A 12,208-nucleotide genomic window follows, 5' to 3' on the forward strand; every position below is an offset into this window, starting at 1 on the left:
TCCATGGTTAATCAGGCATGCAACCAATCTGGTTACGTGAAGCGGTTGAATTGTTCAAAGCGACCGGTCAGGGCAGCGGCAGCTTTCGTTAATTAGTCACGAAGCGTCTAGCTATTCAAAAACCATGTCTACAGATCAAACTAAAGTTCGCCTGGTCGACATCGCCAGAAAAGCGGGAGTGTCCCGCGCTGCTGTCGGACACGTGCTCAATCACTCCGGTGCAGACAACGTTCGCGTTTCTCAGGATACGCGTGAGCGAATTCTCAAGATCGCGCGGGAGATGAACTATCGTCCCAATCGGGCCGCTCAGCAATTACGCGGTCGCCCAACGAAAATGCTGGGCGTCATCCTGAACACTGTCAACACCTCTGTCTTCTCCGCCAGATTGTCTGCCATTGAAATTGAAGCTCATCGTCGCGGTTACCGCATGGTGATCGGTCAGGTTCATGGATCTGCTGACGAAATTCGTGGTTACCTCGATGACTTCCTGGATCGGGGCATCGACGGGGTGCTCTGCCTCTTCGACGTGATGAATGAAACACGCTCCGAGCTTGCTCCTGTCTTTGAAAATCGTCAAGGGATTGTTTGGCATGCCTCCCCTGTTCTGTCTTCACAGCCGTATGTCAGAGTCGACACTGCATCAGCGATCCGGCAGATCATGGACCATCTGATTGCCCAAGGTCGTCGGCGAATTGGACTCGAACTTTGGAGCGAATCAGACCAGCTCATGTCGGTACGACAGGAGGCCTGGAAAGAGGCACATCGAGCCCACGGGTTGGAAATCGACGAAAAACTGATCTGGATTGGAGCAGAACGTAGCCAGCTTCCGACACGCTCGATCGTCGAGAATTGCATTCAGCAACTGGTTCTTCAAAACGGTGCGGATGCCATCGTGGCGTCGAATGACGAGTGGGCAGCCAGTGTTGTCCAAGGGCTCCGCCGGCACGGGAAACGCGTTCCAGAAGATGTCGCTGTCACCGGCTATGATAATCTTCCGCTCTGTGAAATCATCGAACCAAGCATGACGTCGATCGATCAGTCACACGCCGAGTATGCGACTGCCGCGCTTGATCTCATTGAATATTCGCTCCGAAATCCGAACGCCGAAACTCCAGAGATCAGGGTGATCCAACCCAAGCTGGTGATTCGCGAATCGACGGAATGATCGCTGCAAATAAAAATGAGTCACCCCCGTGGTGACTCATTTTCGCTTCATCAGTTTTGCGGTGTCCGCAAGTAGGCGATCAGGTCCAGTATTTCCTCCTTGCTGAGGGTGTTCAACAACCCTTCCGGCATCGGAGAAAGATCCGACTGTCTCGAGTTCGCAATTTCCCCGCGAGGAATGACGACGAACTTGCCAGTGAGCGCATTCGTTTCGACTTCGATTGTCTCACGACTGACCGTGAGAGTTCTACCCGAAACGATTGTCCCGTCCTCCAGTTCATACAATGCTGATTGGTATTTGGGATCGATCACCTTCGAAGGCTCAATGATGGATTCCAGCAAGGCTCGCCCATCGAATCGTTTTCCGATCGTCGTAAGATCTGGGCCGATGTGCCCGCCACGGTCTCCGAACTGATGGCAGCGAAGACAGATGGCAACAGCGAGGGCCGCCCTCCCCTTCTCCACTGAATGATCTTGTGGCCTCAATGAAACAATGTCTCGTTCAAGGTCTTGCACGGTCCACGCCTGAACAACCGGCCGCGATTGATCCGCTGCGTTTCCCTCGTGAGTATCAAGAGGAGCGTTCAATGCAAGCAGTTCTGCCTGCAATTGTTCGCGTTCATCTGACAGGAGCGTTGCTTCAAAATCCGCTTGGAAGGACTGCAGCGTGTTCGCCACAAGTCGACCGCCCGGAAGTCGTCGATTCTTAGTCAACCAACCCAGCAGTCGTTTCCGTTGTTCGATGGTCCAGGGCTGCGGACTGCGGATCAGAGTTTTGACGTATTGGACCTGCTCTTCCTGTGTTGTTGCCTGTTCCAGCAGATTGAGGATTCGCTCGTGAGCTTCGGGTGAACGCAATGAAACGAGCAACTCGCTGAGGAGCCAGTTCACCTGAAAACTTGACTGGGGCGGTATGGAATGAAGTCGTCGCAAGGTTGGGATCCGGGAAGCGATCTCCAGATCTCCCTGTCGCACCAGCGAGAGTTGCAACGTGCGGAGTGCAAGTAGCAACTCCTGTGGATCGGCTTGTGAGAGATCCCATTCTTTGAGTCCCTTCACAATGATCTTCTGATCCACTTCTGCTCCAACACGAGCCAGCGCCATCAGGGCAACTTGACGAGCCTGGGAATTTTGAGCAGTGGCGACCAGCTTTCGCCACTGGTCGAGATCTTGGTTTTCCAGAGCGACTCTGGCTGCGAATCGAATCCACGGATCGTCGCTGCCGAGATGTGACCAGATGAATTCAATTTGAGTGGCGTCCTGAATCTGATGGAGCTTCTCAAGCTGATGCCGAATTGCCCGAGCATCTACTGCTTTGGCGTCCCCAGAAAGGACATTTTCTTGCTGATTCGTTCCCTGCCCGACATGCTTTACGCGATAGAGGCCAGATTGCGAACCTCTTCCTCCGGTGATGAAATACAGACTTCCATCGGGGCCAAATTCAAGGTCGCAGACATTCACAGGACTTCCTTCGAGAAACGACGTTGACACACCGCGATAGGAAGCGCCAACTGGCTGCAAGTCGATTCTCAGGATGCGGCCGTTCTGCCAGTCGGCTGCGTACAGGGAATTGCGGTAGGATTCCGGCCAGTTGCTGGAGTTCGCAAATGTAATCCCTGTGGGAGATCCAAGTCCGGTATCGAGGGTGCTTGGGAGGCTGTCGGGATACCAGTTCGGCCACTTTCCTGTTCCCCATCGCCAACCGTATTCCCCCCCGGAAACAACGTGGTTAATGCGAGTTGGACGGTACCACGGAAGCCCGACGTCCCATTCCATGTCGGCATCCCAGGTGAACATTTCCCCCTCCGAGTTGAAGGCGACATCGACCTGATTTCGAAGTCCTCCCGCGAAGATCGTGCGGGTCTTGCCTTCTGGATCAATCCGCAGAATGATCCCGACACGTTCCGTCTGATCGGCATCGTGAGGATTCGGCAAAAGCCAGTCATTCTTGTGATTGCGGTACGGAGATGCGGGGTCAATGTTCTCGGGAAAAAAGACGTCGTTCCCGATCACGATATAGATCATCCCGTCCGGTCCGAGCCGAATCTGATTGGCTCCGTGCCCGTAACGACTTTTGTAGATCAACGGAATGAGAAGTTCCGACTCTTCGTATGTTCCATCCTGATCGTTGTCTTTCAAGCGGTAAACACCCTCACCGTCAGTTGCACAAACGTAAAGTGCACCGTGGGCGAAAAGTACTCCTCGGCAGTGGTTCAGATGGTCGGTTCCGGGAATGCGTTCAATGCTGATGGGGACATTGCCAGATGGAAGAGTGGCTCGGAAGAGCCCGTTTCGGTCGTCAGCGAGTATCAGACGACCTTTGTCGTCGAAGGTCATGCTAATCCAGCTTCCCTCTTCGGGTTGAGCGGAATGAATCAGCTCGACCTGAAAACCTTCACGGATGCTGATCGCCTCAGCGGGAGTCGCAGATCGCTCGGCACCCCAAATTGGAGAACACAAACCAGAAAAGACTAGCAGGCAGATGAGCCCGGTACGTTGCATGGCAAGCCTTATGAACAGGAGGGAGAATCTGAGCAGCGTCCTCATCATGACAATCACGTGAAATCAAGTCGACTCTCCGAACGCTGATTTCGGCAATGCGTTGGTCTTTGGATCGACGCTCCCTCTCGAAGTTACTTTGAACAGCAGTCATCTCCAGGGATTCGATCTGCAGGTGGATTGATAAACCTCAGTGTCCAACGAAGTCGTTCCATCCCGGAAGTGTGTTCTCGGGTGAGTTTCACGCGAACTTCATAATCATCAATGTTGTCAGGACACGAGCTAATAACTAAGATTTTTCAAACAGCGGGAATGCGTTTTTCCACAGGTTGAACTGATTGCTCAGTTTCGGCGCTCAGGAAGAGTGTATTAATGGCTCAGGAGTGTGCATGATCTCAGTTGCGCAGGTTCCGGTCCCGAACTCTTCATACGTTGAAGAGACGAGTATTCGCCGACGATCCTCTTCGTCAGCGTTGCAAGCCAACGTCTTGGCTCTCAACCGCAACTTCCTCGCGGTTCAGGTGATTTCCGTGCGGCGTGCGCTCTGCCTGCTCTGTAAAGGTCTGGCTGAGGTGATTCATGTCGAAGGTGGTCACTACAGCGCGTATGATTTCTTTTTGTGGAAGGAATTCTGCGAAATTAAAGGGGAGTTAGAAGAACAGAGTGATCACGAAGACTGGATCCATTCCGTCAATTTCAAAATCCAGGCTCCGCGGATTGTCCGATTGCTGACTTACGAACGTGTGCCACGGAACACTGTGAAGTTTAATCGTCGCAATATCTTCCTAAGAGATGGTCATCGCTGCCAGTATTGCGGGAAGCGATATAGCACTCCACGTCTGAGTCTGGATCACGTGATGCCTAAGAGTCGGGGAGGGGGCGACACGTGGGAGAATATCGTCTGCGCGTGCCTTAAGTGTAATGTCGATAAAGGAGGGCGAACCCCGTCCGAAGCGGGGATGAAGTTGCTGCAAAAGCCCATGAAGCCGAAACGCAGCCCGCTCTTAAGTCGGCAGCTGACGCTGAGCAAGTATGAGTGCTGGCGGAATTTTATTGCTCAGTCCGCCGAATGAAGCACTTTTGAGCTGGTTGAGCCAACGACCCGAGAAGGAGAGTTTTCATTCTCGGGTCCTTTTTTTAACTGCACCATCTGCCAATTGAGCGAGAAACATCGCTGTCAGTTGAGCTCTTTCTGTGAGGCTCGACAGGCGAACATATTCTTGATCGCTATGGATCATTCCCCCTTGGACTCCCAGAGAATCCACACACGGAACCCCGAAGGCTGCCAGTCGATTGCCGTCACACGTTCCCCCAGTTGGATGCCAGCTTAACTCCATTTCCAGCGATTCGCCGCATTGCTTGAACTCCTGCAGCATTGCCTCGGTCCCGGCGTCGAGTAATTTTGGCGGAGCGGTAAAACGGCCGTGGAGTTGAAATTGAACTCCTGATTTCTCAGACACTCTCCCTAGAATTGTGTGAATCGCTGAGAGAATTTCAGGCTCATGGGCGGTGTCTTCGTAACGGATATTGAGTCGGATGACGCTGACTCCCGGAACGACGTTGCTCGCCCCTCCTCCATCAATTCGAGCCACGTTGAGCGTCATTCCCTCCCAGAGTCCAGTTAATTGATGAAGCTGTACGCTGGCTTCCGCTGCCGCCACAACTGCGTTGATTCCGTAATGAAAATCTCGCCCGGAATGGGACGATCTCCCATGGGCGATGATTGAAAAACTTCCCGATCCTTTGCGGGATGAGACGAGGTTGCCGTCCGACAGACTTGGTTCGAAAAGCAAACCCCAATCGACACGTTCCGCCGCTTGCCGAAAGAGTTCTGTCGAGCCGGGAGAACCAATTTCTTCATCGCTATTGATGATGACTTCCCATCCCAGCTGGTAGTTTCCGGAGTGAGCGACATATCGCTCAAACGCCCGAAGTGCGAAGAGCAGGACGACGAGCCCACCTTTGGCGTCTGCGACTCCCGGTCCGCGGAGAGTGTTCGCGTCAATGAGTTCCACACTCTGAAATGGGCTCTCGACCCCATAAACCGTATCCATATGAATTGCGAGCAACACCTGATACGGAGCGTCTGGGCGTGTTGTTGCGTGGAGGTTTTTGCCCAACGGAACTTGCTCAACTTCCCCGTGAGCATCAACAAATTCGTGCTGCGTTGATTCAATCAGGCTGAGAGTTTCACCGATCGAAGTGAATTCCTGAAAGACCGAGCCAGCCAATGCAGCCAATCCGATCGGATTGAAGCTGCCACTGTTAATACCTGCCCAAATGCGGAGCTGATCGCACATCTCCTCCTGTTGTGCACGAATCCAGGAGAGTTGTTTCTTGCAGAACTTCATTGCACGGTGCCCCCGTCAGCAACGTCGATCTCATGTCTGCCGAAAGTGAAGTGTTGGAAACGTAGTGAGCGTTCCAATTTCCATCTCAAGAATACTACGCACCAGCGATGCGAACAGCACGAAAAAAGGGTTGTCGTAGACAGCGAAATGTCGAATGCGCCATCCAGTTGACGGCACATTGTCGCGAATTCGCTGCACCGGCAAATCCTGCCGAAAGAAGCTGACTCTTCGTAATCTATTCTCATTATATGGGTTGTGAGATGTTGCTTCGGGTGGCACGAGACCTGCGATTGTTACGGTTTCGTCAGAAACGATCTGATAACAAACAATCCGTTGGGCAAAACAGCAGAGGATCACAATCATGAGGAATCTCATCTTGGCAGCGGTTTTGGGAGCGGGCTTTTTGGCGTTCAGCGGCAATACAGCATCCGCTTCGCACTTTCATGGAGGTCGGATTTCCGGGGGATGGGGATACGGTCATTACGGCCACTCCCATCGACCCTATGCGCCTGCACGTGGCCATCTCCACTATCACAACACGGGGCACTTCCACCGCACACCCGACGTCATCGTGCCTCACAGGGGGCATTACCACGTTATTCCCGGTAACCTCCACTACCACAACACCGGACATTATCACTTCCATCGTGGACACCATCATCATGGGCACCGCTAATACGGGGCTCGTGAGCGGTTGATGGAAGGAGAGGCAACACATATTGGAATGGTGTGATTGCCGAACTCAGTGTCAGGAGATCGTGACAGGGAGGCATCACGATCTCAGTACGCCCGTCATTAGGCCGGATCGTGGAAACGCCATGAAATTCAAAACGAGACCTGTTGCCTCATGCATTTGGGGCAATAGGTCTTCTCTAGATGAGGGAGCGACTGCCTCCCTAAGTCATCGTTGCAGAGATCGCAATCTCAGCGTGACGCCCCGGCGATGTCTAGTTGACGCGGTGTTCGCTGTGTAAACCACGTCGCGAGGCTCGATTTTCCCGACGTTCCTGTCTGCGGGCGACTCGCTTCATAACGCGGTCGGCTGCTCGGTGAGTGACAAAGACCCCGATGGCATGCGCCGCGAGTCCCGCTCCCCATCCTGCCAAAGGCCATTGGAACCAAAGTTTGTCCGGGGTTCGGGTGAGATTGGTATACGCCAGCATCGCGTTGACGCCGGCGTATACCCCTGCGTGAACATAGAAAATCTGCTGGGCGCGGAGTTCAGCCTGTTCCTGAGTCATTTGACGTTGTTCGTTCATGGCAGTCTTCCTTGCTACTCGAAACTGGATTTTGAATCCTCGGGCTGCCAGGAGATGCACCCAACGTGCCGATCGTCATTTTTATCTGATGGACCGCTGCATATTCCCATTAAGCAAATTTGTCGCATCTTCTCTGGCGATAAAGCATTCGGAATAAAAAAGCTCACTCCCAATCTGGAAGTGAGCTTTTTTTACTTCAATTCACATTCGACAATTTTGAATGAATTTCAGCGGATTTACGTCAACGCTGGTCGCTGAGCGTGCCAATCGGTCTCATTTTCGAACATCTGCGAGGCTCGGAAGAGTCTGTCTTCTTCGAAGGCTGGCGCGATCAGCTGGAACCCGATGGGCATGTGGTCCTTACTGAAACCGCAAGGGACAGAAATCCCCGGAAGTCCCGCAAGATTCGCGGACACCGTGTAAACGTCGTCGAGATACATCGTCAATGAATCCTTGATTTGACGATTCAGCTCGTAAGCAGGAGTGGGGCTGGTGGGGGTCAGCACCACATCGACTTGTTGAAATGCTGCCTGAAAATCGTTGGCAATCAGCCGTCTGACCTTCATCGCTTTCAAGTAGTAGGCGTCATAGTAACCTGATGACAGGGCGTATGTCCCAATCATGATGCGGCGTTTGACTTCGTCTCCAAATCCTTCTGCACGACTCGATTCGTACATATCAACGAGGTTGGAAAACGTCGAAGCGCGATGCCCATAGTGCACACCGTCGTAGCGTGCGAGATTGCTGGACGCCTCTGATGGGGCGATGACGTAATATGCAGCAACTCCATAACGGGTATGCGGAATCGCAATATCGACGATCGTTGCACCGAGTTTTCGATACACGTCAATTGCTTGTGTCACCGCTGTAGAAACATTTACATCCACCCCTTCCCCGAAGTGTTCAGGAACGATGCCGATGCGTAACCCTTCCAGCGGGAGATCGATTGTTCGAGTCCATTCGGGACAGGCGAGATTGGCGGATGTGGAATCTCGCTTATCATGGCCAGCGATGGCTTCCAGAAGTAACGCTGCATCCTTTGCGTTTGTGGCGAAGGGGCCAGCTTGATCCAGCGAACTCGCGAACGCCAACATTCCATACCGCGAGACGCGGCCGTAAGTCGGTTTCATTCCGACAATTCCGCAGAATGCCGCGGGCTGCCGAATCGATCCACCGGTGTCAGAACCGAGGGCGAGCGGTGCCAGGCCAGCAGCAACCGCAGCGGCGGAACCGCCACTCGAGCCTCCCGGAACCCGCTCCAGATTCCAAGGGTTGTGCGTGCTCTGACAAGCGGAATTTTCAGTCGTCGATCCCATCGCGAACTCATCAAGATTCGTTCGTCCGATGAGGACTGCGTCTTCTTCGCGGAGACGTTGAATGATGTGTGCATCGTACGGGGGAGCAAAGTTCTCCAGAATTTTGCTGGCGCACGTTGTTTTCCAACCTTTGACGCACAGGTTGTCTTTGATGGCGACCGGGAGGCCAGCGAGTTTTCCAAGCGGCTCACCCGATGCACGTTTGCGATCAATGGCCTCAGCCGATCGCAGGGCTCCTTCGTGATCGACGCTCAGAAACGCTTTGACCTGAGGGTCAATCTGGTCAATACGTTGCAGCTGTTCGCGTACGAGTTCTGTTGCGGAAGCTGTTCCGGATTTAACTGCCGACACCTGATCCCATGCGGACATTGAAATATGAGACATTGGCTAGGCTCCTTCCAGAATCTGAGGCACGAGGAAGTACTTGGCGTTTGACTTGGGAGCATTCGCCAGCGCTTCGGCTCGGTCGAGAGAAGGAGTCGGTTCATCGGCCCGAAAAACGTTCGTCAAATCGCTCGTATGGGCCATTGGCTCAACACCGGAAGTGTCGATTTCATTCAGCTGCTCAATGTAATTGAGAATGTTTCCGAGTTCGCCCGCGTATCGTTCTGCGTCCTGTGGGCCAAGTTTCAAGCGTGAGAGACGAGCGACTTTCAACACGTCTTCAGATGTAAGAGACATCGAAATCCAGACTTCCATTGATTCAGAAATGACTACTGAGTGCTGGCGATAATCGCACTTCATGGAAGCTGCGACAAGCCAGTTTGCAGTGCTGCGAAAAAATCCATCGCCGTCGATTCCGTTCGCAAGGAAAAAACCCGTGATGTGCGGCGAGCAGCGGTTTTGGCAGGTGGACGAGGGCCCTGTTCTCTCACTTTTGAAAATTGAAAAAGTGGACGCGAACCTGTGACGAAGTGTAAGTCTCATTCTACGGAAATCTTATAGCTGCTGATCACAATCCGAAAAACTCGTGTTATGTTTAGTAGTAGAAAGATTCGATCTTTTCCGCAGAAACAGATCTGTTAGGATTTGCCTTTCCAAACCTACCCAGCACGGCCCCGCCGGCTTTAAGAGGAGCTTCAGTTCTCTGAAGTTCAATAGATGTCAAACACTGCTTCCCGGGACGATGCTTCGGGGTCTATTTACAAGACGGCCTTCTGGCTCGTATTTACAGCGAACGTTTTGTTGTGTGTTGCAAACACCCTGACATTCCGGTTTGCTGAATTCATCAAGTTCCTCGGTGGGAATGAAGAGATCACCGGGGGAATCGTCGCTGCCGGCTTGTTCGCGTCTCTCGTCTGGAGATACTTCCTCGGTCAGGCTCTGGACCGATTCGGAGTTCGCAATGTCTGGCTCGCCAGCGTGGCTGCGTACTTGCTCGGAACCGGGATGCAGATGTTCTCTACAGAGATCACCTGGTTGATTTACCTGGCTCGCGGCATTTTCGTGATCGGGTTGGCCAGCATGTACGCTGCGTCGCTTTCATTCGTGCAAGGATTGGCCCCCCCCTCTCGTCGTACAGAGGTGATCGGAACCTACGGTGCCAGTGGTTTTGTGGGAATGATCGCCGGTGCCCAGCTTGGTGACTGGCTCTTTCAAATCTCACCGAATCAGACTCTGTTGTTTCAGATTCTGTTCGGAATCATCTTCGCGATGGGCGTTGGTCACGGTGTTCTGGCGATTCTCATGACCCGTGGAACGGTTCATGTTCGGCCTTCTGAGAACTCGCCGACTCATACTCTTATTTTGCGATATTTCCCCTCTTCGATCTTAATTGCCACGGTGATGATGGGGATTGTGTTCTCCGTCACAACAGTCTTCCTGACCCGATATTCGACAGAACTCGGGCTGACCGGACTGCGTGTCTTCTTCTCGGTGTATGCGATTACAGCGTTCTTGATGCGAATTACCGCCAAGAACTGGAGTCAAATCATGGGACGCCACCGCATGATCGTGGTCGGCATGCTCGCGCATCCTGTCGCGTTGCTGGCACTTCTGCCGGTGACTGAGGAATGGCATTTTATTCCATCAGCGGCCTGTATTGGTTTTGGTCAGGCGTTGATGTTTCCGTGTGTGATTTCCCTGGCAGCGGGTGCGTTTCCGGAACAGAATCGCGGAACTGGAACAGCAATTACCTTGGCAGCAATTGATCTCGGGACAGTCCTGACCGCTCCGATCGTTGGCTGGTCAATCGATCAGTTCGGATTCCGGGTGATGTACATAAGCGTCAGCCTGGTCGTGCTCGGGACCGTCGCAGCGTATGTTTATGCAAAGTGGAACGCTGTCGATTCTGATATCGTTCCAAAAGCAGAGCGTGTCAGACGGGCGCAATTAGGGAAGCGAAATCGTGCTGCTCAAACTGGCCACACCGTCGCTCCAGCGATGGATCCGGTTCCAGCTGGGCAGCTGAGTGCCGCTAAAGACGTTCCGGTGAAGACCGTCATTCAAGTTGGTTGAGATTTCATCTCCCGCGCTCACATCAACTGAATTCACAAATTACAATGCCTTGTGGTCGTTCTGTCCACAAGGCATTTTTCGTCTTCACTCATCCAGAAGAAGGTGCACTCCGTGAATTCTGATCCGCAGCCAGCACCAAAGTCGAATGGTCGAGAGAATCAGACGAACTATCTGCTGTTGGTTCTCATGATTACCGCCTCCTACCTGCTGTTGGCGTATTTAATCATGCCGGGTGTCTGGACACATTACGTTCGCAAGCACCCAGCGATCGACGACATCCCCGGAATTACGCAGACGCACGCAGGGATTCCGGGCGATCCGGTGAATGTTGCAATCGTCGGAACACACGACGAAATCGTGAATATCATGCTGGCTGCACATTGGTATCCCGCTGACCCCGTCACAGTGCAAAGCTCCCTTCGGATCGCGGCTGATACCGTTTTTCGTCGCGAATACGTTGACGCTCCGGTGAGTTCGCTTTATCTGTTTCACCGCAAAGAAGACCTCGCTTTTGAACAGCCCGTTGGTGCGGATCCCAAACAGCGGCATCATGTTCGATTTTGGTTGTCGGACAAGAAGGATCCCGACGGTCGGCCATTCTGGTTCGGTGCAACCACATTCGATCATGGAGTGGGGTTGAGTCACACGACGGGCCAGATTACGCACCACATTTCGGGAAATGTTGACGCAGAACGGAATCGTTTGAGTCGGGATCTGAATCAGACCGGCCAACTCATCGAACAGTACAGCGAGCCGAGCTTTCACGAGATTCGCGAAGGCCGGAATGGCGGTGGAGACCGGTGGTGGACAGACGGCGCTCTAATCGTGAGCGTCGTCCGACCGTTCCGGACAAGTATCGCCCCTTCTCTTCCTCAAGGGGGCAAGAACCCTTCTTCAGATGGCATTGAGTCCTCTCAGAATTCTTCGAATGTGCAATTGCCTCAATAATCTGATGATTTGCATTTATGAAATTGTCAAGAATTTCTTGTAAAACAAATCGTCCATTCTACTAAAATTTTACCTGCATTAACGATACGTCGTCCTAATGTTTGACATTTTTCGTTTTGAAACGAATTGCCAAAACTGTTAACATCAACCTTCAGACATGCGACGGGCTTCGAAATGAGATGAGATTGGGCTCAATCAAGCGCCTTTGATTGAT

10 protein-coding genes are annotated in these 12,208 nt (G+C 52.7%); 5 read left to right on the forward strand and 5 right to left on the reverse strand.

Annotated features, from left to right (window positions below):
- Window positions 1-124 precede the first annotated feature (124 nt).
- Window positions 125-1,165 carry a LacI family DNA-binding transcriptional regulator gene (locus tag SH668x_RS01020; protein WP_437186839.1) on the forward strand — a complete coding sequence of 347 codons (1,041 nt, stop codon included), beginning with the start codon at window positions 125-127 and terminating at the stop codon, window positions 1,163-1,165.
- A gap of 50 nt (window positions 1,166-1,215) precedes the next feature.
- Here SH668x_RS01020 and SH668x_RS01025 read toward each other — a convergent pair whose 3' ends face one another.
- Window positions 1,216-3,666 (reverse strand): DUF7133 domain-containing protein, encoded by a 2,451-nt coding sequence (locus SH668x_RS01025; RefSeq protein WP_437186840.1) that lies wholly within the window; start codon window positions 3,664-3,666, stop codon window positions 1,216-1,218.
- Between the two features lie 386 nt (window positions 3,667-4,052).
- Between SH668x_RS01025 and SH668x_RS01030 the strand changes: the two genes are divergently transcribed.
- The gene (locus SH668x_RS01030; RefSeq protein ID WP_437186841.1) at window positions 4,053-4,736 is read left to right on the forward strand and encodes an HNH endonuclease; all 684 of its coding nucleotides are present in this window, start codon (window positions 4,053-4,055) and stop codon (window positions 4,734-4,736) included.
- Window positions 4,737-4,781: 45 nt separating this feature from the next.
- Here the strand turns inward: SH668x_RS01030 and SH668x_RS01035 are convergent, their stop codons facing one another.
- Window positions 4,782-6,014: a hydrolase gene (locus SH668x_RS01035; protein ID WP_437186842.1), complete on the reverse strand. Its 1,233-nt coding sequence runs from the start codon at window positions 6,012-6,014 to the stop codon at window positions 4,782-4,784.
- 361 nt (window positions 6,015-6,375) lie between these two features.
- Between SH668x_RS01035 and SH668x_RS01040 the strand changes: the two genes are divergently transcribed.
- A complete protein-coding gene (locus SH668x_RS01040) occupies window positions 6,376-6,690 on the forward strand; it encodes a hypothetical protein (protein WP_437186843.1) in 315 nt (104 codons plus the stop codon).
- Between the two features lie 271 nt (window positions 6,691-6,961).
- On the opposite strand, the gene SH668x_RS01045 is transcribed toward SH668x_RS01040, so the two are convergent.
- The 3 genes from SH668x_RS01045 to gatC form a co-directional block, all read right to left on the reverse strand.
- Window positions 6,962-7,273 (reverse strand): 2TM domain-containing protein, encoded by a 312-nt coding sequence (locus SH668x_RS01045; RefSeq protein WP_437186844.1) that lies wholly within the window; start codon window positions 7,271-7,273, stop codon window positions 6,962-6,964.
- A gap of 236 nt (window positions 7,274-7,509) precedes the next feature.
- Window positions 7,510-8,973, reverse strand: coding sequence for an Asp-tRNA(Asn)/Glu-tRNA(Gln) amidotransferase subunit GatA (gene gatA / locus SH668x_RS01050; protein ID WP_437186845.1), 1,464 nt, complete (start codon window positions 8,971-8,973; stop codon window positions 7,510-7,512).
- 3 nt (window positions 8,974-8,976) lie between these two features.
- Window positions 8,977-9,270 carry an Asp-tRNA(Asn)/Glu-tRNA(Gln) amidotransferase subunit GatC gene (gatC, locus tag SH668x_RS01055; RefSeq protein ID WP_437186846.1) on the reverse strand — a complete coding sequence of 98 codons (294 nt, stop codon included), beginning with the start codon at window positions 9,268-9,270 and terminating at the stop codon, window positions 8,977-8,979.
- A gap of 420 nt (window positions 9,271-9,690) precedes the next feature.
- Between gatC and SH668x_RS01060 the strand changes: the two genes are divergently transcribed.
- Window positions 9,691-11,046, forward strand: coding sequence for an MFS transporter (locus tag SH668x_RS01060; protein WP_437186847.1), 1,356 nt, complete (start codon window positions 9,691-9,693; stop codon window positions 11,044-11,046).
- A 111-nt stretch (window positions 11,047-11,157) separates the two neighbouring features.
- Window positions 11,158-11,994 (forward strand): LssY C-terminal domain-containing protein, encoded by an 837-nt coding sequence (locus SH668x_RS01065; RefSeq protein WP_437186848.1) that lies wholly within the window; start codon window positions 11,158-11,160, stop codon window positions 11,992-11,994.
- Window positions 11,995-12,208: the final 214 nt, after the last annotated feature.

It is taken from the genome of Planctomicrobium mucosum, assembly GCF_051466335.1.
Classification (GTDB): Bacteria; Planctomycetota; Planctomycetia; order Planctomycetales; family Planctomycetaceae; genus Planctomicrobium.

Excerpts from the sequence above, each read along its gene's own strand:
- SH668x_RS01020 (WP_437186839.1), top strand. The coding sequence starts at position 125 with ATGTCTACAGATCAAACTAAAGTTCGCCTGGTCGACATCGCCAGAAAA.
- SH668x_RS01025 (WP_437186840.1), bottom strand. The coding sequence starts at position 3,666 with ATGCAACGTACCGGGCTCATCTGCCTGCTAGTCTTTTCTGGTTTGTGT.
- SH668x_RS01030 (WP_437186841.1), top strand. The coding sequence starts at position 4,053 with ATGATCTCAGTTGCGCAGGTTCCGGTCCCGAACTCTTCATACGTTGAA.
- SH668x_RS01035 (WP_437186842.1), bottom strand. The coding sequence starts at position 6,014 with ATGAAGTTCTGCAAGAAACAACTCTCCTGGATTCGTGCACAACAGGAG.
- SH668x_RS01040 (WP_437186843.1), top strand. The coding sequence starts at position 6,376 with ATGAGGAATCTCATCTTGGCAGCGGTTTTGGGAGCGGGCTTTTTGGCG.
- SH668x_RS01045 (WP_437186844.1), bottom strand. The coding sequence starts at position 7,273 with ATGAACGAACAACGTCAAATGACTCAGGAACAGGCTGAACTCCGCGCC.
- gatA (WP_437186845.1), bottom strand. The coding sequence starts at position 8,973 with ATGTCTCATATTTCAATGTCCGCATGGGATCAGGTGTCGGCAGTTAAA.
- gatC (WP_437186846.1), bottom strand. The coding sequence starts at position 9,270 with ATGTCTCTTACATCTGAAGACGTGTTGAAAGTCGCTCGTCTCTCACGC.
- SH668x_RS01060 (WP_437186847.1), top strand. The coding sequence starts at position 9,691 with ATGTCAAACACTGCTTCCCGGGACGATGCTTCGGGGTCTATTTACAAG.